The 24,425-nt window shown below is 72.0% G+C and carries 21 protein-coding genes; 8 read left to right on the top strand and 13 right to left on the bottom strand.

Annotated features, from left to right (window positions below; genetic code table 11):
- Position 1: 1 nt before the first annotated feature.
- Entirely contained in the window at positions 2–859 is an 858-nt protein-coding gene (locus ACZ63J_RS46350; RefSeq protein ID WP_465401530.1) for a hypothetical protein, read from the bottom strand.
- A 169-nt stretch (positions 860–1,028) separates the two neighbouring features.
- On the opposite strand from ACZ63J_RS46350, the gene ACZ63J_RS46345 reads away from it, so the two are divergent.
- The 3 genes from ACZ63J_RS46345 to ACZ63J_RS46335 all read left to right on the top strand — a co-directional run bounded on the left by ACZ63J_RS46345 (position 1,029) and on the right by ACZ63J_RS46335 (position 6,599).
- On the top strand, positions 1,029–3,320 hold the full coding sequence (locus ACZ63J_RS46345; RefSeq protein ID WP_465401529.1) for a glycosyl hydrolase family 95 catalytic domain-containing protein: 2,292 nt from the start codon (positions 1,029–1,031) through the stop codon (positions 3,318–3,320).
- 21 nt (positions 3,321–3,341) lie between these two features.
- A complete protein-coding gene (locus ACZ63J_RS46340; protein WP_465401528.1) occupies positions 3,342–5,618 on the top strand; it encodes a glycosyl hydrolase family 95 catalytic domain-containing protein in 2,277 nt (758 codons plus the stop codon).
- A 66-nt stretch (positions 5,619–5,684) separates the two neighbouring features.
- The gene (locus ACZ63J_RS46335) at positions 5,685–6,599 is read left to right on the top strand and encodes a peptidylprolyl isomerase (protein WP_465401527.1); all 915 of its coding nucleotides are present in this window, start codon (positions 5,685–5,687) and stop codon (positions 6,597–6,599) included.
- Here the strand turns inward: ACZ63J_RS46335 and ACZ63J_RS46330 are convergent, their stop codons facing one another.
- The 6 genes from ACZ63J_RS46330 to ACZ63J_RS46305 all read right to left on the bottom strand — a co-directional run bounded on the left by ACZ63J_RS46330 (position 6,600) and on the right by ACZ63J_RS46305 (position 13,559).
- Positions 6,600–8,342: an FAD-dependent oxidoreductase gene (locus ACZ63J_RS46330; RefSeq protein WP_465401526.1), complete on the bottom strand. Its 1,743-nt coding sequence runs from the start codon at positions 8,340–8,342 to the stop codon at positions 6,600–6,602. It lies immediately after the preceding gene.
- A complete protein-coding gene (locus ACZ63J_RS46325) occupies positions 8,339–10,090 on the bottom strand; it encodes a maleylacetate reductase and hydroxyquinol 1,2-dioxygenase domain-containing protein (RefSeq protein WP_465401525.1) in 1,752 nt (583 codons plus the stop codon). Before ACZ63J_RS46325 ends, ACZ63J_RS46330 begins: the two co-directional genes overlap by 4 nt.
- A 76-nt stretch (positions 10,091–10,166) precedes the next feature.
- Complete coding sequence (locus ACZ63J_RS46320) at positions 10,167–11,042, bottom strand: helix-turn-helix domain-containing protein (RefSeq protein WP_465401524.1); 876 nt, start codon at positions 11,040–11,042, stop codon at positions 10,167–10,169.
- A 188-nt stretch (positions 11,043–11,230) separates the two neighbouring features.
- Positions 11,231–12,028 carry a siderophore-interacting protein gene (locus ACZ63J_RS46315; RefSeq protein WP_465401523.1) on the bottom strand — a complete coding sequence of 266 codons (798 nt, stop codon included), beginning with the start codon at positions 12,026–12,028 and terminating at the stop codon, positions 11,231–11,233.
- A complete protein-coding gene (locus ACZ63J_RS46310) occupies positions 12,028–12,918 on the bottom strand; it encodes a PDR/VanB family oxidoreductase (RefSeq protein WP_465401522.1) in 891 nt (296 codons plus the stop codon). Before ACZ63J_RS46310 ends, ACZ63J_RS46315 begins: the two co-directional genes overlap by 1 nt.
- Positions 12,919–12,920: 2 nt before the next feature.
- A complete protein-coding gene (locus ACZ63J_RS46305) occupies positions 12,921–13,559 on the bottom strand; it encodes an MSMEG_1061 family FMN-dependent PPOX-type flavoprotein (RefSeq protein WP_465339049.1) in 639 nt (212 codons plus the stop codon).
- Between the two features lie 68 nt (positions 13,560–13,627).
- Between ACZ63J_RS46305 and ACZ63J_RS46300 the strand changes: the two genes are divergently transcribed.
- Entirely contained in the window at positions 13,628–14,245 is a 618-nt protein-coding gene (locus ACZ63J_RS46300; RefSeq protein WP_465313499.1) for a TetR/AcrR family transcriptional regulator, read from the top strand.
- 5 nt (positions 14,246–14,250) lie between these two features.
- Here the strand turns inward: ACZ63J_RS46300 and ACZ63J_RS46295 are convergent, their stop codons facing one another.
- The 3 genes from ACZ63J_RS46295 to ACZ63J_RS46285 are packed head-to-tail and all read right to left on the bottom strand — an operon-like array spanning position 14,251 to position 17,062.
- A complete protein-coding gene (locus tag ACZ63J_RS46295) occupies positions 14,251–15,555 on the bottom strand; it encodes a hypothetical protein (RefSeq protein WP_465401521.1) in 1,305 nt (434 codons plus the stop codon).
- Positions 15,556–15,584: 29 nt separating this feature from the next.
- The gene (locus ACZ63J_RS46290; protein ID WP_465401520.1) at positions 15,585–16,487 is read right to left on the bottom strand and encodes a phosphotransferase; all 903 of its coding nucleotides are present in this window, start codon (positions 16,485–16,487) and stop codon (positions 15,585–15,587) included.
- Entirely contained in the window at positions 16,484–17,062 is a 579-nt protein-coding gene (locus ACZ63J_RS46285) for a LuxR C-terminal-related transcriptional regulator (protein ID WP_465401519.1), read from the bottom strand. Before ACZ63J_RS46285 ends, ACZ63J_RS46290 begins: the two co-directional genes overlap by 4 nt.
- Positions 17,063–17,084: 22 nt before the next feature.
- Between ACZ63J_RS46285 and ACZ63J_RS46280 the strand changes: the two genes are divergently transcribed.
- A complete protein-coding gene (locus ACZ63J_RS46280; RefSeq protein ID WP_465401518.1) occupies positions 17,085–18,074 on the top strand; it encodes a histidine kinase in 990 nt (329 codons plus the stop codon).
- Here the strand turns inward: ACZ63J_RS46280 and ACZ63J_RS46275 are convergent.
- The 3 genes from ACZ63J_RS46275 to ACZ63J_RS46265 all read right to left on the bottom strand — a co-directional run bounded on the left by ACZ63J_RS46275 (position 18,016) and on the right by ACZ63J_RS46265 (position 20,541).
- A complete protein-coding gene (locus tag ACZ63J_RS46275) occupies positions 18,016–18,747 on the bottom strand; it encodes a polysaccharide deacetylase family protein (protein ID WP_465401517.1) in 732 nt (243 codons plus the stop codon). The genes ACZ63J_RS46280 and ACZ63J_RS46275 overlap by 59 nt on opposite strands.
- 151 nt (positions 18,748–18,898) lie before the next feature.
- Positions 18,899–19,705: an NAD-dependent epimerase/dehydratase family protein gene (locus tag ACZ63J_RS46270; RefSeq protein ID WP_465401516.1), complete on the bottom strand. Its 807-nt coding sequence runs from the start codon at positions 19,703–19,705 to the stop codon at positions 18,899–18,901.
- Positions 19,706–19,731: 26 nt separating this feature from the next.
- Positions 19,732–20,541 carry an IclR family transcriptional regulator gene (locus tag ACZ63J_RS46265; RefSeq protein ID WP_465339043.1) on the bottom strand — a complete coding sequence of 270 codons (810 nt, stop codon included), beginning with the start codon at positions 20,539–20,541 and terminating at the stop codon, positions 19,732–19,734.
- Positions 20,542–20,700: 159 nt separating this feature from the next.
- On the opposite strand from ACZ63J_RS46265, the gene ACZ63J_RS46260 reads away from it, so the two are divergent.
- The 3 genes from ACZ63J_RS46260 to ACZ63J_RS46250 all read left to right on the top strand — a co-directional run.
- Positions 20,701–22,206, top strand: a complete 1,506-nt coding sequence (locus ACZ63J_RS46260; protein WP_465401515.1) for a sodium:solute symporter family protein — start codon at positions 20,701–20,703, stop codon at positions 22,204–22,206.
- Positions 22,207–22,299: 93 nt separating this feature from the next.
- Complete coding sequence (locus ACZ63J_RS46255) at positions 22,300–23,235, top strand: 5-dehydro-4-deoxyglucarate dehydratase (protein WP_465401514.1); 936 nt, start codon at positions 22,300–22,302, stop codon at positions 23,233–23,235.
- The coding region (locus ACZ63J_RS46250) for an enolase C-terminal domain-like protein (RefSeq protein WP_465439956.1) at positions 23,235–24,425 on the top strand (1,191 nt) is incomplete at its 3' end. The genes ACZ63J_RS46255 and ACZ63J_RS46250, both read left to right, overlap by 1 nt.

Here is a 24,425-nt window from a genome sequence, read left to right as displayed (position 1 = left end):
CTCAGGTCGCGCAGCGGAACAGCGAGCCGCAGGTCCGGCAGCGGACCCGCACCCGCCGGTCGACCGGCACCCGCGTCCCGTGGCCGCAGGCCGGGCACGGGAACGTGACCTGGCCCGCCTCGAAGCGGTAGTTCTCGGTCGGCTGGCCCACGCGCTTGTGGTGGGCGTACCACCCGCGTGAGGCTCCGGCCAGCGGTGGACGCGCGTAGTCCGCGAGAGCCAGCTGGTGCCCCAGCCGGTAGGCGCCGTCCGCCGCGCCGGTGAACGGGGGGATCTCCTCGTCGAACGCCAGCGCCCGCTTGGCCAGCACGTACCCCATCTCCGGCGGGGACAGGTACCCGACGCGCGACGTCGTCCGGCGGCGCGTGTAGATGCTCTGCAGCACCTCGACGCGGTAGGCCGCCAGCATCGCGCGGCCGATGCCGAGGTAGAGCGTGGCCGTGTCGGTGAAGATCTCGTCCTGGCGGAAGCCGTGGCGGTGCAGGAAGACGTGCATCACCTCGTGCGCCAGGATCGCCGGGACGTCACGCGGGTCGTCCTGGTAGTGCGCGCCGAGCGTGACGAAGTACTCCGGTCCCGGGCCCAGCTCGACCTCGCCGACGTGGGTGCCGAGCGTGCCGAACCCGACGATCACCCGCGCGTCGCCGATGCCGAGGTGCCGGGTCAGCGCCGCGGCCGCCTGCTGGGCCTCCAGCAGCGGGTCCCGGCCCGGCAGCGGTGGCAGCTCCAGCGGGCCGAACGCCTTGACCACCGGCCCGGACAGCTTTGTGTAGAGCTCCCGGATCGAGCTCCGGACGTCGTCGATCCGGTCGAACGTCCCCGGTGGCGCCACCGGCCGGGGCCGCCGGAGAAAGGCCATACCGGGAGGACGTCCGGCGCGGGCGACGAGTTCCCCGCCACAGATACATCGGATGTCTCTGCCGCTTTCTGGGTGAACAGCCCTGGCCTTCTAGGGCACTGTCTGCAAATATGGCCGCACGCCGCCTGTGGATCTCGTGAAACGTAGTATGAATTCGAAGGGACGCTTCATGGACGCAGTGTCGCGGCGTACCGTGCTCCGCTCTGCCTCGGTCGTGGCGGGCGCCGCCGCGTTCGGCGGGCTGTGGGCCCGGGCGGCCCCGCCGGCGCTCGCCGCGGCGAACCCGCACCGGGACGTCGCCGTGGACGCGCGCATGGTGTGGAAGCGGCTGCCGAAGAACTGGCGCGAAGGGCCGTTCCTGGCCAACGGCTACCTCGGCGCGCAGGTCTACGCCGGGCGGACGCCGCAGGAGCTCAAGGTCATGCTGAGCCACACGCAGGTGCAGGACCAGCGGGTCCAGTGGGAAGCCGGGATCGGGCTGTCGCGGCTGCCCATCGGCTACCTCACCCTCACGCTCGCCGGCGCGGTCACCGCCGTCGACTGGACGCTCGACCTCTACAACGCCGAGCTCGGCGGCACGATCACCACCACCCAGGGCTCGGTCGCGTTCTCCGCCGTCGTGCACAAGGACCTCGGCGTGCTGCTCGTGTCGCTGATGCCGAGCGCGGGGGAGACCGGGGCGGCGTGGGCGTTCCAGCCGCTGGAGTCGGCGACCACCCGGACCGTCCGCAAGCCCCCCGAGTACGTCGCCAACCCGGCGCCCGGGATCGGCGACGGATACTGCGCGCAGCCGATGCTCGCCGGCGGGGGGTACACCACGGCCTGGCGCGAACGCACGATCGGCGCACGACGGCTGTTCGCGGCCGCCATCACCTACAGCTTCCCGGGCACCACGCACACCGCGGACGCGCTCGCCGCCGTCCGGAAAGCGCTTGCGGCGAACCCGGACGCGCTGCTGGCCCGCCACCGCCGCTGGTGGAACGACTTCCACCGCCGCAGCTTCGTTTCGGTGCCGGACAAGCAGGTCCAGCGCTTCTACTGGATCCAGCTGTACAAGATCGCGGCCGCCACGCGCGCGGGCGGCCCGGTCGTGTCCGAGTGGGGCCCGTGGTTCCCCGAGGTCGGCAACAGCTGGACCGCGGTGTGGTGGAACCTCAACGTCCAGGTCACCTACCCGATCGTCAACAGCAGCAACCATCCCGAGCTCGACGCCGTCACCGAGACGTTCCGGCGCGACCACGCCAACCTCGAGACGTCGGTCCCGCCCGCCTACCGCGACGGCGACACCTACGCGCTCTCGCACCCGGGTGACTGGCGGCTGCGCCCCGGCGGCACGCGCTCGGTCGGCGTCCCCGGGACGACGTCCAAGACCGACCAGACCGGGAACCTGCTCTGGGGCCTGCACAACGTCTGGCTGGCCTACCGCCACCACATGGACCGGCGCGTGCTGCGCGACGTCCTGTACCCGACACTCGCGAAGGCGCTGAACTTCTACCGCCACTTCCTCTTCACCGGCCCCGACGGCCGGCTGCACCTGCCGCTGACCCGGTCGCCGGAGTACGCCGACGCGCCCGACTGCACCTACGACCTTTCGCTGATCCGGTGGGCGGCCCGCACGCTCGTCGACTCGGCCCGCGTCCTGTGCCTCGACGAGCCGCGCGTGCCGGTCTGGCGGGAGATCGGCGCCACCCTGGTGCCGTACCACGAAGACCCCGCGAACGGCGTCCTGATCGGTGACGGCGTGCCGCTGGCCGAGTCGCACCGGCACTTCTCGCACCTGCTGTGGCTGTACCCGTTGCGGGAGAAGGTCTGGGACACACCCGCCGACCGGGACGTCATGACCCGGACGTTCGCGCACTGGGTGGCCGACCAGAAGGCCTGGCACGGGTACAGCTACGCGGCCGCGTCGTCGATGAGCTCGGTGATGGACGCGCCCGAGGAGGCGTTGCGCTACCTGAAGTTCTTCCTCGACCGCAACGTCGTCGCCGACACCGAGCTGACCGCGAACACGATGTACCGCGAGGGCTCCAACTTCGCGATCGAAAGTCCGATCACCGCCGCCCAGTCCATTGTGGACATGCTGCTGCAGGGATCCGGCGGCGTGCTCAAGGTCTTCCCGTCGGTGTCGGCGACCTGGCGGGACGCCTCGATCGCCGGGCTGCGCGCGGAAGGCGCGTTCCTCGTGGACGCCTCCCGTCGCGACGGGAAGACGGAGTTCGTCCGCGTGCACAGCGAAGCCGGTGAGCCGCTGGTGCTCCAGCACGGTGTCACCGGCGACGTCGACGTCCGCGACGAGCACGGCCGGCGGCTGCCGTGGCGCCCGGCCGGGCCCGGCCGGATCGCGATCGGGCTGCGGCGCGGCGGCACCGCGGTCGTCACCCCGCGCGGCGGGCGCCCGGACCTCGCACCCCGGGACGTCCCCGCCCTCGGCCCGGCGCCGGCGTGGGGCCTGCCCAGCTGAACTTTCGACAAGGAGGTCGGAATGGACATCACCCGCAGGACCGTGCTCGGCGGCGCGCTCGCCGGGATCGCCGCCGGCGCGGCGGGCCGCACGCCCGCCTTCGCCGACGTGCCCGGCTCCGACGACTTCGGCTGGGCCGGGTTCCTCGGCACCGCCGACCTGCACTGGCGGCGCATGCCGGCCACCTGGTACGAGGGACCGTTCCTGGGCAACGGTTTTCTCGGCTCCGGTATCTACGCCGAGCCGGGGCGCAACGCCGTCCGCTTCACCGTCCAGCACAGCCAGGTGCAGGACCACCGCCCGGAGTTCGGCTCACTCTTCGGCCTGGCCCGGCTGCCGATCGGCTACTTCACGCTCGAGCCGGTCGGCGCGATCACCGCGCTCGACTGGCGGCTGGACCTGTGGAACGCCGAGTTGACCGGCACGATCACGACGGCGTCCGGCAGCCTGAGCCTGCGGGCGGTCGTCCACACCGGACAGTCACTGCTGGCCGTCGAGATCCGGCCGTCCGAAGGGGAACGCGGCTTCAAGTGGGTGTTCCACCCGGCGGTGGCGGTGAGCCCGCGGGCCGACCCGGTGTGGAACAAGCCGCCGCCGGACGGGTACACCGCGAACCCGCCGGTCCAGCTGTCCGGCAGCGGGGACGCCCGGCTGGCCGTGCAGCCGCTGCTGGCCGGCGGTGAGCACGTGACGGCCTGGCGCGAGGTCACCCGCGGGGGCGCGCGGACGCTGTACACCTCGGTGGCCTGGTCGCACCCGGAGAAGACGTCGGCGGCGCGGGCGCTGGCCACGGTCCGCCGGGCACCGGCGTTCGACGCGCTGACCCGGGACCACCGGCGCTGGTGGCACGACTACTACCGGGCGAGCTTCCTGTCCGTCCCGGACACCCGGCTGCAGAGCTTCTACTGGATCCAGCTGTACAAGGTGGCGTCGGCGGCGCGGCGGGAGGCGCCGGTGATGGCGACGTCCGGGCCGTGGCTGGAGAACACGCCGTGGCCGGCGACCTGGTGGAACCTCAACGTGCAGCTCGAGTACTGGCTGATCCACGGCTCGAACCACCTGGAGCTGGACGCCGTCAGCCACGCCCTCGGCAAGTACCGCGCCAACCTGACCGGCCAGGTCGCGCAGCCGTACCAGGCCGACTCCGCGGGCATCCCGCGCACGACGGACATGACGCTGCTCAACGGCGTCTCGAACGCCACCAGCGGGTTCCCCGTCGGCATCCCGGGGAAGGACACACCCACACCGGAGGTCGGGAACCTGACCTGGGCGCTGCACAACGTGTGGCTGTCCTACCGTCACACGATGGACGCCGGGCTGCTCCGGGGCACGCTGTTCCCGTTGCTGCGCAAGGCGATCAACTACTACCTGCACTTCCTCGCGCCGGGCCCGGACGGCAAGCTGCACCTGCCGCCGACGTTCTCGCCCGAGTACGGGGTCAACGCCCCGGACTGCAACTACGACCTGTCGCTGATCCGCTGGGGCTGCAAGACGCTCCTGGAGATCCAGCGGGACGACCCGCTCGCGCCGAAGTGGCGGAACGTGCTCGCGAACCTCGTCGCCTACCCGGCCGACGCCAACGGCTACATGATCGGCGCCGGTGTCCCGTTCGCGAAGTCGCACCGGCACTACTCGCACCTGCTGCAGATCTACCCGCTCTACGACGTCACCTGGGAGCAGCCGGAGCACCGGCAGATCATCGAGACGTCGCTGAACCACTGGGTCGGCTTCGAAGGCGCCCTGCAGGGCTACACGTTCACCGGGGCGGCGTCGATCTCGGCGCAGATGCTGCGCGGCGAGCAGGCCGCGTTCTACCTCGGTGAGCTGCAGCAGCGGTTCATCCAGCCGAACACGATGTACAAGGAGTCCGGGCCGGTCATCGAGACACCGTTGTCCGCCGCGAAGTCCATGCAGGACATGCTGGTGCAGAGCTGGGGCGGGGTCGTCCGGCTGTTCCCGGCGGTCCCCGCCGCGTGGGGTGACATCGCGCTGCGGGACTTCCGCACCGAGGGCGCGTTCCTGCTCAGCGCGTCGCGGACGGGCGGGAAGACGCGGTGGCTGAAGGTGCACAGCGAGGCCGGGGCGCCGTGTGTGCTGCGGCCCGGCATCGAAGGCGACCTGGCGGTGACGGACGCGCGGGGCCGCGCCCGGCGCTGGCGGCGGCTGCCCAACGGCGACGTCCAGGTCGAGCTCGGCCGGGACCAGGACGCCTTCGTGTACCGGAAGGGGGACAAGCCGGACTTCGGCGTCCGGCCGGTCACGCCGGGCGGGCCGAGCGCGCCGTGGGGGATGCCCTGATCGGGCGTTCCCACCCGGGCCGGCGGTCTTCGCGGCAGAATGGTGCTCTCGACGAGGGGAGCGCTGATGAGCGAGCCGGGGCAACGGCCTGACCAGGGCGGCGGCCACCCGTACGGGTACCCGCAGTGGCAGCCGCCGGTGCCGCCGAAGAAGACGTCACCGGCGGCCGTCGTGCTGATCACGGCCTCGGTCGTCGTGGTCGTCGTGATGGCGCTGGCCTTCCTGGCCTGGGGGTATCCGGGCTTCCTGCGCGAACCGGACGCCAAGGCCGGCGGCGGGTTCTTCCCCACGTCGTCCTCGCCGACGTCGTCCGCGCCGCCGTCGGTCACCCCGAGCGCCCCGGTGTCGATCCCGGGCGGCCGGGCCCCGATGCCGACCCGGCCGCGGCCGCTCGCCGACCCGATCGGGTGCGCGTTCACCCCCGCTCCCGGCTCACCCGCGCCGAAGCCGGCCACCCCGCCGCCGGACGGCCCGGCGCCGTCGTCGGGCACGGTGAACGTGCAGCTCGCGACCAGCGCGGGTGCCATCGGGCTGACGCTGGACCGCGCGCTGGCGCCGTGCACCGTCGTGAACTTCCTGAGCCTCGCGAAGCAGGGCTTCTACACGGGCACATCGTGCCACCGGCTGTCCGTGACGACGGGCCTGCAGATGCTGCAGTGCGGCGACCCGGTCGGTGACGGCACCGGCGGCCCCGGGTACACGATCAAAGACGAGACGTTCGCCGAGCTGACCTACGGCCGTGGCATCCTCGCGATGGCGAAGACGGCCGAGCCCGACAGCGGCGGCTCCCAGTTCTTCCTGGTCTTCGGCGAAACCCAGATCCCGCCGGAGTACACCGTGTTCGGCCGCATCGACGACGCAGGCCTGCAGGTCCTCGACACGGTGGCCGAGGGCGGTGTCGACACGTCCAAGCCCGCCATCGGCGACGGCAGCGGCCCCCCGAAGATCCCGGTCACCTTCACCGCCGTCACCACGCCCTGATCAGGGCCGGTCGAGGAGCGTGGTGAGGGCCTCCAGGAGGGACTTCGCCGCTTCGGGAGCGGCGGTGCCGTGGCGCCAGGCGACGTAACCGTCCGGGCGGACCAGGAGGCAGCCGTCCTCGTCGATCCCGCTCAGCCGGGACCAGTCGCCGTACGCGTCGCGGGTGCCCGGCTCGCCGACGCGCACCGCGCGCAGGTCGAGGCCCAGTTCGGCGCCCACCTTGGCCGCCGCGTCGCGCCAGGCCGTGCCGGTGAGGCCGGTCAGCACCGTCCAGCGGCCGCCGCCCACGAGGTCCAAAGTGGACACCCGGCGGCCGTGCGGGCCGACCAGCCACGCGTGCGGCAGCTTCGCGCCCGGCTCGGTGCTCGGCCGGTGGAACAGCTCGGGATCGCGGTCCGACGCCGCCACGACCCCGTCCGGCAGCACCGCTCCCGAGACGTACCGCTGGTCCAGCTCCACGCCGTGCGCGTTGAACTCGTAGTGCTTCAGCTCGATGGCCTTCTCCAGCTCACGCCGTTTCAGCGCGCCCTCGGCCGTCGGCGCGAGGCAGGTCTCGAGCCCGGCCGTGATGCCGTCGGCGTCGGTGTCGCCGGAGATCCCGAGCGCGGCGAAGATCGGCCCGAACTGGTCCCGGCTGAGGTTCGCCCGGTCGACGATCTGCTTGCCCACCGGCGCGCGCTCGGCCGTGTAGCTGTCCAGCAGGCCTTCGCCCGCCTCGCCGCGAAGCACCATCGCGAGCTTCCACGCCAGGTTGTACGAGTCCTGGATCGACGTGTTCGACCCCAGCCCGTTGGACGGCGGGTGCCGGTGCACGGCGTCCCCGGCGCAGAACACCCGGCCGCTGCGGTACTCCGTCGCGTAGTTGTGGTTGACCGTCCACAGTGACGTCGAGGTGATTTCGACGTCCAGCCCGGGATCCCCGACGAGGTCGCGCACCAGCCGTGTCGCCTCCTCGACGTCGACCTCCGGCGGCTCCTGCGAGATGTCGTACCCCCAGGTCAGCAGCCATTCGTTCCACGGCCGCACCATCCGGACCAGGCCCATCCCGATCCCGCCGAGGTGCGCGCCCGGCCGCATCACCCAGTAGAGGACGCTCGGCCGGTGGGCCACGTACGGCCCGAGGTCGGCGGTGAACGTGATGTTCATGCTGCCGGCCTTGCCCGTCTGCCCGGCGATCGGCAGCCCGGCCTGCTCGGCGACGCGGCTGCGGGCGCCGTCCGCGCCGATCAGGTACTTGGCGCGCAAGGTGAACTCGTCACCGCGGACGCGGTCGAGGAACCGGGCGGTGACGCCGTCGGCGTCTTGCGTGAAGTCGAGGAATTCGGTGTCCAGCCGCAGTTTCGCGCCGCGCGCGGCGGCCTCGCTCGCGAGGATCGGCTCCAGGTAGGTCTGCGGCAGGTCGATCATGTGGCACGGGCTCGCCGCGGTGTACTCCGACGCCGACCGGTCGCCGGTGCCCCAGCTCGCGATCCGGCCGATCTCCGGCCCGGTCAGCGACGTGCACAGCACGGTGTCGCCCATCAGCTCCGGCGGGGTGCCGACGGCGAGGGCCTTGTCCTCGACACCGACGTCGCGCAGCACCTCCATGGTGCGCTGGTTGGTGATGTGCGCGCGGGGTGTGTTGGCCATCCAGCCGTACTTCGTGGCCAGCACGGTCGGCACGCCGTAGGTGGCGAGCAGCAGCGCCGCGGAGCCGCCGGCCGGGCCGCTGCCGATCACGAGGACGTCGGTGTCGTAGCTCATTCGCTGCTCCCTGAGATCCGGAAGGTGAACTCGAGCCGCTGGTCGGCGAAGTCGACGATCAGGCCGTCCTTGACGCCGAACACGGTGTCGGAGTCCAGGTAGTCGCCGCCGGCGACGAACAGCTGCGTGATCAGCGTGCGGTAGCCGGGCTTGGCGATCATGAAGTGCACGTGCGGGGCGCGGTACGGGTGCCGGCCGACGGCGTTCAGCATCTCGCCGACCGGGCCGTCGGCCGGGATCGGGTACGCGCTGGGCACGATGGTCCGGAACCGCAGCCGCCCCTCGGCGTCGGTGCGGAACCTCGCGCGCAGCACCGGGCCGTCCAGGTCGGGCAGCTGGACGTCGTAGAAACCGTCCTCATTGGACTGCCAGACGTCGACGATCGCGTCCGCCACGGGCTCATCGTCGGTGTCGGTGACCCGGACGTCCGTCCACAAGGGAGTCCCCGGCAGGCCTTCCGCGATGTCGGCGCCCTGCGGGGTCTCCGGCGGTCCCTCGACGTAGAACGGGCCGAGCACGGCCGATGGCGTGGTGTCCGGCGTCCGCGAGTTGGTCAGGACGTCGACGACACTCGACACGCCGAGCGTGTCCGACAGCAGGATGAACTCCTGCCGCGTGTCGGTGGTGATGTGCCCGGCGCGGGTCAGGAAGCCGATCGCGTACTCCCACTCGTCCTGGGTGAGGTCGGTGCGGATCGCGTACCCGTGCAGGGTTTCGACGAGGTCGGTGAGCAGCACGCGGACGCGGTCCGGGGCGCCCGCGAAGCTGTCGACCACCTGCTTCGTGAGCGCCTTGAGGCTGGGTCGTGCGGCCGGGCGGGCGCCGGTCAGTGCTTGGCGGAGCAGCTCTTCCTCGGGCTCACCGGCGATGTCTGCCTCGGTGAGTCCCAGTTCGGCCAGCGAGTGCGGCACCGGGAGGTTCGCGGTGAGCTCGAAGACGTCGTCCGCGTCGTCGAGGCCCTGGTGCGCCATGACGTACGGCAGCAGGACGGCGTGGGTTTCGGCGTGCGGCAGCCCGAACTTGCCGCCGAGGTGGTGGCACAGCTTGTGGTGCAGGCCCATCGAGACGCTGTCGAGGCAGGTGCCGGCGAGCCAGGCGCCGCGCAGGGCGTCGGCGCGGGCGTCCACATCGGACGGATCCGCGGCGATGCGTGGCAACGCGCTCATGAGCAGCCGCGTCGCCTCCGCGGCGAGCAGGTCGGTCAGCGGGTTGGCGTCCGGCGCGTACCGGGCTTCCACGGCGTGGGCGAGCGCGTTGACGCCGCTGGCCGCGGAGACGTCCGCGGGCAGCGACAGCGTCAGGCCGACGTCGTAGAGGACGGTCTCGGGCCGGACCTTCGGGGACTTCTGCGTGGTCTTGCGGCCGTCGGCCGTCTGGCCGAGGACCGACGTCAGCTCCGAGCCCGCGTACGTCGTCGGGACGATCAGCTGCGGCAGGTCGGTCCGCAGCGCGATCGCCTTGGCCAGCCCGGTGGCCGAGCCGCCGCCGACCGCGACCACACCGTCGACGTCGTGGTCGGCGACCACCTTGAGCGCGTGCTCGGTGACGTCGACGGGGGTGTGCATGGCGGCGTCCTCGAAACGCGCGGCCAGCCGCGGGCCGAGCGCCTCGGCGGCGCGGTCGGCGTACCGCGGGCGGCCGACCAGCAGGACCCGGCGGAGGCCGAGCCGATCGGCTTCGGCCCCGACGTCCTCGAGGGAGCCGAAGACCACCCGGACGGGGTTCGCGGCGTAGCTGAACGAGGTCATGCGGGGGAGTATCCGGCTCCCGCGGGGCCCGGGTCCTGCACGAACGCGGCGTGCGACGGCACAAAACGCGCGTCTGTCAGCCGGCCCGGCGCAGCGCCGCCGGGGTGGTGCCGAGCTGGGCGCGCAGCACCCGCGTCAGGTGCTCCTGGTGCGAGAAGCCGCAGCGGGCGGCGATGTCGGCGATCGGGTCGTCGCCGGTGCGCAGCAGGAGCCCGGCCTGCTCGACACGCAGCCGGAGCAGGAAGCGGTGCGGCGGCAGGCCGGTGCGGGCCTTGAACTGCCGCGAGAACTGGCTGACGCTCAACCCGGCGAGCGCGGCCAGCTCGGTCAGCGGCACCGGCTCGGCGAGGCGTTCGGCCATCAGGTCGCGGACCCGCGCGAACTGCTTGTCGGAGAGGCCGCGGGCCGGGGCGGGCCCGGCCGCGCGGCCGGCGCTGTGTCGGCGGACCAGCTGCGCGGCGACCAGCGCGCCGAGCTGGTCGGCGTAGGTGCGGGCGCTCGGCTCCCAGTCGCGGACGACGCCGTCGAGGCTGAGGACCAGCTGTTCGAGCAGGGGATCGGTGCTGCCGAGCTCCTCGGCCAGCCGCACCGGCGTCCGCCCGCCGGCGGCTTCCTGCACGGCGTCGTCGGCGAGGTAGACGTGCACGGTGTCGAGCTCCCCGCCGAGCTCGACGGACAGGTCCGCGTGCGACGGCTGCAGGAACAACCCGCCCGCGGGCATCCGCCGGCTCTGCTCGCGCGGGGTGCCGACCCCGCGCCGGACGGTCACCGGCCCGTCGAGGTGCAGGATCAGCAGGTGGCTGCGGGCGGCCCCGAACTCGGCGCGGTAGGGACGTTCGCGCTGCTTGGAGAGGTAGAGCCGGTCCCAGCCGAGGCCGGCGCTGGTCCGGTCCGGGCGGACCCAGGGCAGCGCGAGGATGCCGTTGGTGTCGGCCAGCCCGAGTTCGCCCACGCCTGCCTCCTCGACGTCGAGGCTTCCCGCGATGGTACGCGACCCGACCCCCCGAACGGACGACACGCGTACCCCACCGGACGACACGCGTACCCCGGCGGACGACACGGCGGTGCGGGCGGCTTCCGGTGTGTCGTCCGGCCAGGTACGCGTGTCGTCCGCGCGGGTACGCGTGTCGTCCGTCGGGGTCAGCCGGGGGAGGAGCGGCCGTGGCGCCAGTAGCCCAGGAACGCGATGTCCGGCTTCGGCCAGCCGCGGTCGCGCACGAGGTGACGTCGGACGCCGGTGGCGAGCGCGGCCTCTCCGGCGACCCACGCATAGGCCCGGCCACCCGGCAGTTCGGCGTCGCGGACCGCCGAAAGCGCCAGCACGCCCGGGCGGCCCGGCCGGGACCGCGGCAGCCAGTGCACCCGCACCCCCGGCGGCGCGCAGACGCCGGACCGGACGTCCGCCGCCGACGGCACCTCCAGGAACACCTCCGCCACCAGGTCGGCCGGCGCGTGCTCGAGGATCGCCAAGACCGCCGGCACCGCGCTCTCGTCGCCGGCCAGCAGCTGCCACGGCACCTCGGCCGGCGGCAGGTAGCTCACGCCGAGGTCGAAGATCCCGGCCGGGTCGCCGGGGCGGGCCAGCCGGGCCCAGTCGGCGGCCGGGGCGTCGCCGTCGTGCAGGGCGAACTCGATGTCGATCTCCCCGGGCCGCGCTCGCCGGACCGTGTAGTTGCGGACCCACGGGCGACGGCTCTTCGGCATCATCAGCACCTCGGCCATCCAGCCCTCGTGGTCCAGGGTCGGCATCCGCAGCCGGTCCTGCCCGGCCCGCGGGAAGAACAGCCGGACGGCCTGGTCGTCACCCACCGGCTCGAACCCCGCCAGCTCGGGCCCGCCGAGCGTGACGGTCCGGAACGCCGGGCTCGGCGCGGTGTTCGCCCGGACTTCGAGCGTGATCATCTTCCGGGTCTTCGCCCGGCGCACCTTCGGGATCATCAGACGTCCAGCACCAGCCGCGGCGACGTCGCCCGCGACACGCACGGGTACATCCGGCCCGCCGGCGCCCCGATGTCGTCGCGGTGCTCGGGCTCGCCGGCCAGCACCGCCAGCTCGCAGCTGCCGCAGACGCCTTCGCGGCAGCCCGAGGGCACCTGCCGTCCCGCTTGGTTCAGCACGTCGAGCAGGGACTCGTCGGCCGGCACCTGGATCGTCTGCCCGGACCGGGCGCACTCGACCTCGAACGCCGTGTCGGGCCCGAAAACGCGGCGTGTGGGCTCGAAGCGTTCGGTGTGCAGACGCGGGAACACGGCCTCGGCTGCGGCCAGCATCGGCGCCGGGCCACAGCAGTAGACCTCCGCGTGCGGGTCGAGCTCGGCGAAGTCCGGCCGCCCGCGCTCGTCCGTGGGGAACAGCCGGACGCGTTCGCCATACGTGGCAAGGAGTTCCGCCGCGAACGGCATGCTCGAAGCCGACCGTCCCACGTAGACGAGCGAGGCGGCGGCCCCACCGGCGACGGCCGCCCGCAGCATCGGCACGATCGGCGTGATCCCGATGCCGCCGGCCAGGAACAGGTACTCCGGCGCCGGCACGAGCGGGAAGTGGTTGCGCGGCGAGGAAACTTCGAGCGCCCGGCCCGGGCTGAGGTACCAGTGGACGTACTCGGACCCACCCCGGCTCAGCGGGTCGAGCCGGACCGCGATCCGGTACGCCGAGAGGTCGCCGGGGTCGCCGCACAGCGAGTACTGCCGCGTCAGCCAGTTCGGCAGCGCCAGGTCGACGTGCGCACCCGGCTCCCATGCTTCCAGCGGCCCTTCGTCACCGCGAAGCACCAGGGAGACGACGTCGTCGGCGACCCGCTCGACGCGGTCCAGCAGCGTTTTCTGCATGGTCAGTACAACTTCCGGTAGCTGTCTTCGAGGAGCTGCTCGAACACCGCCGGGTCGACGGCCACGCCGAGCTGGTCGGTGACGATCTCGCCGGCCGACGGCAGCTCGTCCGCGAGCGCCTGGCTCGCCGGATCCCACAGCCGCGACCGCAGCAGCGCCCGGCCGCAGTGGAAGTACGCCTCGGCGACCTCGACGATGATGGCCAGCGTCGGCGCCTTGGCCTCGGTCCGCATCCGGGCGAGCACGTCCGGGTCGTCGGTGACGTACGCGCTTCCGTTGACGCGCAGCACTTCCCGCACACCGGGGACGAGGAAGAGCAGGCCGACGCCGTCGTTCTCGGCGATGTTGCGGAAGGAGTCGGCGATCTTGTTGCCGGGCCGGTCGGGCAGCGCGAGCGTGTGCTCGTCGAGCACCTTCACGAAGCCGGGGTAGTCGCCGCGGGGTGAGCAGTCCCCGCGGCCCGCGGCGTCGGAGGTGGCCAGCGCGAGGAACGGCGCGTGCGCGATGAAGCGCCGGGCGTGCTTGTCGACGTGGTCGAGCTTCTTGCCCTCGAGCATCTCCTCGGGGGCGCCCAGCCGGCTCCTGACCTCGGCCATGGAGACCCGCCGGTACCGAGTGCTCAGCGTGTTTGTGCTGGTCATGCCATAATTATGAGCAAATACTCAGATCTTGCGCTACTCGCTTTTCGGGCCGCGCGGAAGGGAGCGACGTGACCTCCGACCCGCGCCGCATCCAGCCACGTAAACAGCCGCGTCAGGTCCGCGCCGAGCTGACCCGGCAGCGGATCCTGACGGCTGCTGCTCACGTTTTCGGCGAGCAGGGGTACGCCGCGGGCACCACCAACCGCATCGCCGAGCGGGCCGGGATCTCCATCGGCTCGCTGTACCAGTACTTCCCGAACAAGGACGCGATCCTCGCCGAGCTGCTCGTCCGCCACCTCGACGACGGCGCCGCGATCGCCGAGCGGGTCCAGCGCGAGGAGCTGCCCGGCCCGATCGAGGAGATCTTCCGCCTCTTCGTCCGCGGCGCGATCGAGAGCCACCTCGACGAGCCCCGGCTGCTGCGGGTGCTGCTGGAACAGGCCCCGAAGTCGACGGACGTCCTCGAAAAGGTCGAGCGGCTCAAGAAGAACCTGGTCGCCTACATGCGGGAGCTCCTGGACGAGCACCCCGAGGTCCGGGTCACCGACACGGAGACGGCGGCCCGGCTCATCGTCACGACGGTCGAGCTGGTCATCCACCAGCTCGTCGCCGACCACGAGCCGGTGGAATTGGGCAGGCTGGAGGACGAGCTGGTCGCGATGCTGACGCGGTACGTCAGGGCGTGAACCGGTCAGTCGAGCCGCTTCATGATCACTTCCGCTTCCGCGGGGCTGACGGGGAGGTCTTCGTCCCATGAGCTGCCGGTTTCGAGGCTGCGCAGCAACGTCGTGGGCTCCCAGCGGCCTCGGCCGGCGTAGCTCTCGGCCTGCGCGCTGTCGCTGCCCCGGATGAGGGCGTGCGCGCGGCGGATGTCGAGCCCGTCCGCAAACGTCCGGAAGACACCGTGGTACACCGCGCCCGTCCACACGTGGCGTTGCTTGAACTGGCGGACGCGCCGGGCCAGCTGGAAGGCGTTCGAGACCTCGGTGCCCGGGGTGACCTCCCGGACCGTCCAGTGCGGGTGCCCGGCGACCTCCGCCAGCAGGTCGGTCGTCCACTGGAGGTCGCGGCCGAAGACGCGCTCGGTTCCGTCGTCGAGGTGCACCACCGCACGCGGGAAGGCCCGGCCGTCGTCGACCAGGAAGCAGCGGGACCGGGGGAGCCGCGCGGTGATCTCTTCGACTTCGTCCGCGCTGAGCGGCAGGTTGCGGTTCCAGTCGTCGCGAAGCCGGTCCGACCGGACCCACAAACCGTTGCGCACGTACACTTCTTCGACGTCGTTGTCGCGCCGGACCACGGAAAAGACCTCGTCGAGGTCGATCCGGGGGAAGGAGTCGGGCAGGATCCCGAAGTACTCGACGGTGCCCGTCCGGCGGGCCAGCCGGACGCCGGTCGCGAGCGCGAACAGCAGGTCTTCCGCCTGGTGCTCGGGGATCGGTTCGAGCCGCAGCTCCGCCGGGACGGGCTCCCACCGGAGGTTTCGGGTGTAGGCCTCGGCGAACGCCGGGATACCGCGGACCACGGCGACCGGATAGGACAGGTCGTCGCGAGCCACGCTCCACTGCGGACGCGCGACCAGCCAGCGGAGCCGATCGTGCTCGGCTTCGGTGATCGGCAGGGACACGGTCCCCGGCGGGTCTTCCGCCGCGGCCTGCCAGATCCCGTCGGGGCCGAGCCGCTCGCGGACACCCTCGCGGCGGCGCACCAGAGCTTCGGGGCGCCTGAGCGTGTCGGCGAAAGAGGCACTTTCGAGGTGCACGAAGTACTCGTACTCACCTCGCCATTCCGTGCGCTGACGTTCCGCCCGGACGTGCCGCGCGATCGTGGCCAGGTGCCGCTTGAAGTCCTCGAACCCGCAGGCTTCGGCGGTCCGGTCCGGCAGGCCGACCGGCACCCATTCCAGGTCGTGGGTGAACGCCTCCGCCGACTCGTGGAACACTTCGACCACCGCGCGCGGGACGGCCGAGCCGTCGCGGATGACGTAGTAGTAGCTCATGTGGATCCCCCCGTCCCGAGGTTAGCCGATCACGCCCCCGCGCGGTGGAGCCGTTCGGTGGCCTGGGCGCGGACCGCGTCCCCGGACACCGGGGGATCGCCGTGCAAAGCTTCCCAACGTGCGTTGTGCGCCGCCGCCCACAGGCTCGCCGCCCACGCGATCTCCAGCTCCTCGCCGGTGAACCGGCGCCCGCGACACTCCTGGTAGGTCACCAGGAACACCTCGGAACCGGCGATCGGGGGCAACGTCGGCGGCGAGGCGCTGACGAACGCGCCGGAGGCCGCGCCGACCAGCGCCGCTTCTGGTTGCCACGCCAGGCTGTCCCAGTCGTGCACGGCCCAGATCCCGCCGTCGCGCCACCGGAGGTTCTGCGCTTCGAAGTCCGCGTGGCCGAGTACGCACGGCAAGCTGGTGGCCAGCAAGCGTTTCCGGGCCCGCGCCGCCGTCTCGACCACCACGGCGGGCACGGCGCTCTGGTCTTTTTCGTCGAGGAACCCGATCGACGGCCACAGGCCCGGATCCGCGTGGTCCCACCGGGCCCAGCGCGGGTTCGGCACCGGCGGCGGAACGTCGACGGCGGTCAGCTCCGCCATCAGCCGGGCGAACACCGCCGCGCAGCGCTCGGCGACGTCCGGGGTGTCGCCGAGCAGCATCTCCCCGCCGGGCCGGGACTCCTCGGCGTGCACGGCCAGCGCGCCGACGACGGTCACCGGTGTCACCGGCCGCGCGCACGGGAGCCCGCGCTCGGCCAGCCGGGCCTGCGCGGCGACGCAGGATTCCACGCGGCCGTCGTCCTCCCGGGCCTTCACCACGACCTCCCGGCCGTCGGCCAGGCGCAGACCCCACACCGAGGAGAGGGACCGCCGTTCGAAGAGCACCTCGACCGGAGTGCTGCCCAGATGCGCCGCGCACCACGGCGAAAGCCAGCTCACCGGTCCCTGGCCACGAGCGCGGCCTGGGTCCGGCTGGTGACGCCCAGCTTGGCCAGGACGTTGCCGACGTGGACCTTCACCGTCCGTTCGGCCAGCCGCAGCCGGGCGGCTATGTCCCGGTTGGACAGTCCCTCGCCCAGCAGCTCGAGGACGTCCCGCTCGCGCGGGGTCAGCGTGCCACCCGCGGTCAGCACGCTCGCCACCGCCGGGCTCAGCGCGGTCACCCCCCGGTGCGCGGCGCGGACGGCGGCCGCGAGCTCGTCGCCGCCGGAGTCCTTCAGCACGAACCCGGCCGCGCCCGCCTTGAGGGCTTCGCGGATCTCCCGGGGCCGGCCGACCGTGGTCAGCATCAGCACGCGCGGCGCCGGCGGGCGGAGGCGGCGCAGGACTTCGAGGCCGTCCATGCCGGGCAGGTAGAGGTCGAGCAGCACGACGTCGGCGGTCACGGACGACGCCAGCAGCTCCGGCCCGCTCGCGTACTGGGCGACGACGTCGAGGTCGGGCTGCGCGCCGAGGATCAGCGTGATGCCCTCGCGCACGAGCGCGTGGTCGTCGACGACCTGAACCCGGATCATGCCCGCACTCTAGTGTCAGCCCATGCGCCAGTCCCTCGTCACGACGGCCGCGGTCACGGCGGTGTTCTTCGCCAGCGGCGCCTGGACGCCGCACCAGGGCTGGGTGGCCGCGCTGCTCAGCGCGGTGCAGCTGGTCCCGCTGCTGTGGGCGCGCCGCGCGCCGGCGGCCGTGCTGGTCGTCGTCACCCTCGCGACGGCCGGGCACCTGCTGCTCGACCAGCCGCGCAACACGACGTACGTGCCGGTGCTGCTCGCGCTCTACAGCGCCCCGCGGCGGTGGCTCGCGGCCGCGGCGGCGCTGGTGACCGGCGCCGCCGTCTTCCCGGCGAAGGGCCCGCTCGACGGCACGGTCCTGGCCGTCACGATCTGCGCGGTCGCCTGGCTGCTCGGGGCCGAACGCCGTCGCGCGCTCGCGGACCGGGCCGAGCGCGCGGCCCGGCGGCTGCACGACACGCTCGCCCAGACGACCGCCGTGATGCTGGTGCAGGCGGAGACGCTGCGCGCGGTCGGCGACCTGACCGACGCCGACCGCGAGCGCCTGGACACGTTGCTGGCCGCCGGCCGCGGCGCGCTGACGCTCGTCCGCCGCACGCTCGACGACCTGCGTGAGGACACCGACCGGGCGCCGGACCTGGCGGCCGTGCTGGCCCGGCTCCGGACGGCAGGCCTGGTGCTCGACCGCGACCCGGTGCTGCCCGCGCTGGCGCGTCCGACGCGGGAGCTGGCCGAGCGGTTCGTCGCGGAGACGGCGGTGAACGCGTTGCGGCACAACGGCCCCGGCGTCCGGCTGCGGCTCGAGGTGACGGCCGGCGAGACCGTGACGATCACCGCCCGCAACCCGCTCAAGGGGACTCCGCGCGCAGGCGGCGGTTACGGGCTGGCGGGGCTCGCGGAGCAGGCCACGGCGGCGGGCGGCGCGCTCAGGCACGGGCCGTCGGACGGCGAGTACGTCGTCAGTGTCGAGCTGCCAGCAGCTGCGACACGGTCACGAACCGGTAGCCGCGCTGTTTGAGCTGGTCGACGATCGGCCCGATCGCCTGGCGCGTCTGCTCGCGGGCGGCGTACATGGCGTGCAGCAGCACGATCGAGCCGGGGCGGACCTGGTCGAGCGTCGTGCGTTCGACGGTGGTGGCGTCCGGAGTGCCGTCGGAGTCCGGCTCGACGTCCCAGGTGATCGTCGTGCGGTCGTGCTCGGCCAGGTAGTGCGGGAGCGCGAAGAGCTTCTTGCCGTTCGGCGGCCGGAAGAGGATCTCACCGGGGTAGCCGGCGGCGCGGATGAGCGCGTCGGTGGCCTCGACCTCGTCGGCGACCCAGGCGGGGGTCACGCCGACCATCCGGTCGTGACTGAAGCTGTGGTTGCCGATCTCGTGCCCGGCCGCGGCGATGTCGTGGGCGAGCTCCGGGTGCGCGGCGATGTCCCGGCCGATGAGGAAGAAGGTCGCGGGCGCCTGACGGCTCTTCAGCGTGTCCAGGATCGTCCGGGTGCCCGCCGGGTCCGGCCCGTCGTCGAAGGTCAGGGCGACGATCTTTTCGGTGGTCTCGACGCGGTTCACGAGGGTGCCGAAGAACTGGAAGGTGCGCGACTTCGACACTTCGAAGAGGGTGAACGCCCCGGCGAGGACGACGACCAGGACGCACGCCACGACGATGGTCCACTTCCGCGCGCGGCGGGATTTCACGATCATGGCGCCACCCTGGCTTCGCCCGAGGGGACGAGGAAGCCGCGAAGGTACTAGTACCCCTGACTTCGATGACGAGCACACCACCGGCCGGACGGTCGCGCCCTGACGCGCTGACGGACGCTCCACCGGAAGCGTCCGTCAGTGCGGCCACGGCTCAGAGCGGATTGAACACACCGAGCGGAGCGGTGCAGAACGGGCCGCCGACGTACTCGGCCGCGATGCCCGTCGGGGCCGGCTTCGAGGCCAGCTGCTCCGCGTACACCTCCGCGTCGTCGTGCGACTTGTAGCCCAGCGCTTCGGCCTCTTCCAGGGAGTAGATCCGGCGCGTGTTGTCCGAGACGCCCCAGATCAGCCGGTAGCCCGGCGACGGCGCCGACAGGCACGCCTCGAACAGCCGGGCGCCGTCGTCGGGGGAGAGCCACGTCGTCAGGCCGCGGGGGCCCAGCGGCAGCGGCGTCTCGAAGCACGAGCCGATGCGGATCACGATGACGTCCATGCCGAACCGCGAGTGGTACAGGCTGCCGAGCGCCTCGATCGCCGCCTTGCTGACGCCGTAGTACGTGTCCGGGCGCGGCGATGAGTCCGCCGGGAGGTCCGAGTCGTTGCGGCGGAAACCGACCGCGTGGTTGCTCGACGCCAGGATCACCCGGGAAACCCCCGCCGTCCGCGCCGCCTCCAGGACCGTCTGGGTCCCGTTGATGTTGACGTCGAGGGTGGCTTCCCACGAGTTCTCGCGGCTGTGCCCGCCCAGGTGGATCAGCGCGTCGACGCCTTCGCACGCCGCGGCCATCGCCGCCGCATCGGTGACCGATGCCGTCACGACCTCTTCGGACGCGTCCGACGCCGTCTGCGGGGCGAGGTCGAGCAGGCGCAGCACGCGGCCGTCGCGCTTCAAGCGGGGCCGCATCAGGGTGCCGACGACACCCGCCGACCCGGTGATGAGCACACGCTGGTCCGTCATGGATTTCCTCTCGGTAAGGGCGGCGGTCAGCGAATTCCGGCGCGGCGCAGCTGCTGGCCGAGCTCGGTGGTGGTTTCGGCGAGCAGCTCGCCGACGCGCTGGGCGTCGGCGTCGCTCACCTGGGAGATCGGCATCGAGCAGCTGATCGCGTCGGTGCCCGGGATCCGGTAGGGGATCACCGCGGCGACGCAGCGCACGCCCAGCGTGCCCTCCTCGACCTCGGCGGCGTACCCGCGTTCGCGGGTCGCGGCGCACTCGGCGTGCAGGGCTTCGAGCGTGGTGATCGTGTTCGGGGTCAGCGCGGTCAGCGACGCCGGCATCAGCGTGTCGATCTCGTCCTGGGTCAGCTCGGCCAGCAGCGCCTTGCCCAGCGCCGTCGCGTGCGTGGGCAGGGTGCGCCCGACGCGGGAGACGAGGTGCGTGGACCGCTGCGACTCGCGCGTCTCCAGGTAGACGACCTCGGTGCCGTTGCGGCGCGCGAAGTGGGCGGTGAAGCCGGTCTTCTCCCGGATCCGCTCCAGGGCCTCGGTGGCGAACGGGACGACGGCGTCGCGGTCCAGGTAGGCCGTGCCGCAGATCAGCGCGCGGACGCCGAGGCGGTAGCGGGCGGTGTTGGCGTCCGCCTCCAGCCAGCCGGCCTCCAGCAGCGTCCGCAGCAGGCCGTGCAAGGACGACCGGGGGAACCCCGTGCGCGCGTGGAGGTCGGAGAGGGACAACCAGACGTCGTTCGCCGCGAAGGTCTCGATGAGGTCGACCGCGCGGCGCGCCGACTTCACTCCCGAGGACTCGGCGGGAGCGCCGTCGGCCACCGCCGGATTGTCCACCTTTTGCGGCATTTGCTGGCCTCCGTCCGGCCGTTGACTTGTGACTCCGGCCATATTAGCGTCCCGAACAACGTTCTTATGGATGAACATAATCACTATAACAGACTCCGTTCATGGATGTGAACATCTCGTTCGAGACCGCATCACTGTGGACGCGGAAAGGAGCCTGCGGTGCACGCACTCGACTGGGCGATGGTCTGCGCGTACTTCGCGCTGATGATCGTGATCGGCTGGTGGTCGCACAAACGGGTCAGCGACGTGAAGGACTTCTTCACGGCCGGCGGCAAGATGCCGTGGTGGCTGGCCGGCATCTCGCACCACATGTCCGGCTACAGCGCCGTGCTGTTCGTCGCGTACGCGGGCGTCGCGTACACCAGCGGCGTCACCGTGTACTTCTGGGGCTTCGCGAGCATCGGCATCGGCGTGGGGATCGGCAGCTGGCTGTTCGCCGCCCGCTGGAACCGGTTGCGCTCGAAGCTCGGTGTCGCCTCCCCGCTGGAATACCTGGCCAAGCGGTACAACGTCCCGACGCAGCAAGCGCTCGCCTGGAGCGGCAGCCTGCTGAAGATCTTCGACATCGCGGCCAAGTGGTTCGCGGTCGCGACGCTGCTGCACGTGTTCGCCGGCCTGGACTACAACCTCGGCATCCTGATCACCGGCGCGGTCACCCTCGTCTACTGCACCATCGGCGGGCTGTGGGCCGACGCGCTCACCGACTTCGGCCAGTTCGTCATCCAGGGCATCGCCGCGATCGTGATGATCGTCGTCGTGCTGGGCAAGCTGGGCGGGATCTCCGCGCTCTGGACGATGTGGGACAAGCTGCCCGAGAACCACATCGACCCGGTGACGTCCAAGTACACCACCATCTTCTTGCTCGTTTACGTGCTCGTGAAGACGCTGGAGTACAACGGAGGCATGTGGAACCTGGCGCAGCGCTACATGGCGGCGCCGAACACCCACGAAGCCCGGCGCGGCGCGCGGCTTTCGTCGGCGCTGTACCTTTTGTGGCCGCTGGTGCTGATGTTCCCGATGTTCGCCGCGCCGCTGCTCATCCCCGGCATCAAGGACCCGACGCAGTCCTACGCGATCATGACCACGACGTTCCTGCCGCCGGGCCTGGTCGGCCTGGTGCTGGCCGGGATCTTCTCGCACACCATGGCGATGGTCTCTTCCGACGCCAACGCGATCTCCGCGGTGATCACCCGCGACATGATCCCGGCGATGGTCCGCCGCACCCGGCAGTGGACCGACGTCCAGGGCCTGAAGGCGGCCCGGATCACCACGGTCGTGTTCGTCGCGCTGACCATGCTCGTGGCGACGCAGGCGCAGAACCTCGGTGGGGTGCTGCAGATCGTCGTCAACTGGGTCGCCGCGCTGATGGGCCCGATCTCGATCCCGCTGCTGCTGGGCATGCTGCCGTGGTTCCGCAAGTGCGGCCCGCGCGCGGCGCTGGTGTCCTGGGCGGGCGGGCTGATCGCCTACGGCCTCTGCTACTACGTCTTCAACGCGAACCAGACGGTGCTCGTCGCGACGCCGATCCTGGTCTCGCTGGCCCTCTTCACCGGCCTCGGCCTGATCGCGCCCGAGCGCAGCGCGGTCGCCGATGAGATCGTCGACACCGTGAACACCGACGACGACGTCGACAGGATGAAGGAAGGCACGACCGTGCCCGCCTGACCGAGGCGTCCCGGGTCCGCCGCCGCGCGGGGTGGCCCGGGACGCTGGCCACACCCGGCCGAAACCGACAAAGGACGAGAGAGCAGAAAACTGATGGCACAGACCGAGATCGAGCTGGACGGCCTGCTGGCGTTCCCCCTCACCCCGTTCACCGAGGACCTCGAGGTCAACCTCGACGCGCTCGCGGAGAACGTGGAGAGCCACATCGCGGCGGGCGCCGGTGCGCTGTTCGTCGCGTGCGGCACCGGCGAGTTCAGCTCGCTCTCGCCCGACGAGCACGCCGCGGTGCTCGCCAAGTCCCGTGAGGTGGCCGCGGGCCGGGTGCCGGTCTGGGTGGGCGCCGGCGGTGGCGCCGCTTCGGCGCGGGCCGGGGTCGCGGCGGCCGAAGCCGGTGGCGCGGACGGTGTCCTGCTGCTGCCGCCGTACCTCGTTTCCGGGCCGCAGGCGGGTTTGGTCGACTTCGTCCGCTACGCCGTCGGCGACACGAGCGTGCCGGTGATCGTCTACCACCGCGGCACCGGCGTCTTCAGCGCGCCGGCCGCGGCGTCGCTGCTCGACATTCCCTCGGTCGTGGGACTCAAGGACGGGTACGGCGACGTCGAGGTGATGACCCGGATCGTCACCACGATCCGCGCGCTGGACACCGAGCGGTCGCGGAACTTCCTGTTCTTCAACGGCTTGCCGACCGCGGAGGTCTCCGCCAAGGCGTACGCCTCGATCGGCGTCTCGCGGTATTCCTCGGCGGTGCACTGCTTCGCGCCGGAGATCGCGCACCGCTTCCACCGCGCGCTCGGCGAGGGTGACACCCGCGTGATGGACGCGCTGCTGACCGGGTTCTACCTGCCGCTGGTGGCGTTGCGGGACGAGACGCCCGGCTTCGCCGTGTCGCTGGTGAAGGCCGCCGCCCGGCTGCGCGGTGACAAGGTCGGCCCGGTCCGGCCGCCGCTGGTCGAGCCGACGCCGGAGCAGGTCCACCGGCTGGAGAAGATCGTGGAGGACGGCTTCGTCACGCTGAAGGCGCTCGGCTGATGAAGATCCTCGATGTGGTGCTGACCCCGGTCGCGTTCGCCGACCCGCCGCTGCTCAACGTCATGGGCGTGCACGAGCCGTTCGCGCTGCGCAGCGTCGTGCAGGTCCGGTGCGAGGACGGGGTCGTCGGGCTCGGGGAGTCCTATGGGGACGAAGCGTTCCTCGGCGAGGTCCGCAAGGTGCTGCCGCAGCTGCGGGGTCACGACGTCTTCGACCTGCCCGGCCTGCAGCGGCTGGTCGCCCAGGCGCTGTCGGGCACGGTGCTGACCGACGCGCACGGGCTGATCGGCGGGTTCTCCATCCGCAAGACCATCGCGAGTGTGTACTCGCTCTTCGAGGTCGCGTGCATGGACGCGCAGGGCCACTACCTGGGCCGGTCGGTCACCGACCTGCTCGGAGGCAAGGCCCGCGACGCCGTCGAGTTCTCCGCGTACCTGTTCTACAAGTACGGCAAGCACGTCGACGGCCGTGACGACACCTGGGGCGAGATCACCACGCCGGAAACCCTGGTGGGGTCGGCGAAGCGGATGATCGACGAGTACGGCTTCCGCTCGATCAAGCTCAAGGGCGGCGTCTTCGAGCCCGGCCAGGAGGTCGACGGGATCCGCGCGCTGGCCGAGGCGTTCCCCGGGCACCCGTTGCGGATCGACCCGAACGCCGCGTGGACCGTCGAGACCAGCACCCGCGTCGCGGCCGAGCTGGACGGCGTCCTGGAGTACCTCGAAGACCCGACCCCGGGCATCGAGGGCATGGCGCAGGTGGCGGCCGAAGCTTCGATGCCGCTGGCCACCAACATGTGCGTGGTGAACTTCGGCGACATCGAGCCGGGCTTCCGGGCGCGCGCGATCGGCGTCCTGCTGTCGGACCACCACTTCTGGGGCGGCCTGCGCGCGACGCAGTCGCTGTCGACGACGTGCGAGAGCTTCGGGGTCGGCCTGTCGATGCACTCCAACAGCCACCTCGGGATCAGCTTGGCCGCGATGGTCCAGGTCGCCGCGGCGACCCCGCACCTGACCTACGCCTGCGACACGCACTGGCCGTGGAAGGTCGAAGACGTCATCGAACCCGGCGTGCTGGAGTTCCGGGGGGGGGGCGGCGCGGGGGCTGTCGCCCCCCGAATGGGGGTGGCGATCGGCGCGGACGAGCGGGGCCTACCCCACCAAAACCAAGCCCTCCCCGGACTGACCAAA

It is taken from the genome of Amycolatopsis sp. NPDC104863 (assembly GCF_055582965.1).
This window is presented reverse-complemented; position numbering and strand designations above follow the sequence as displayed.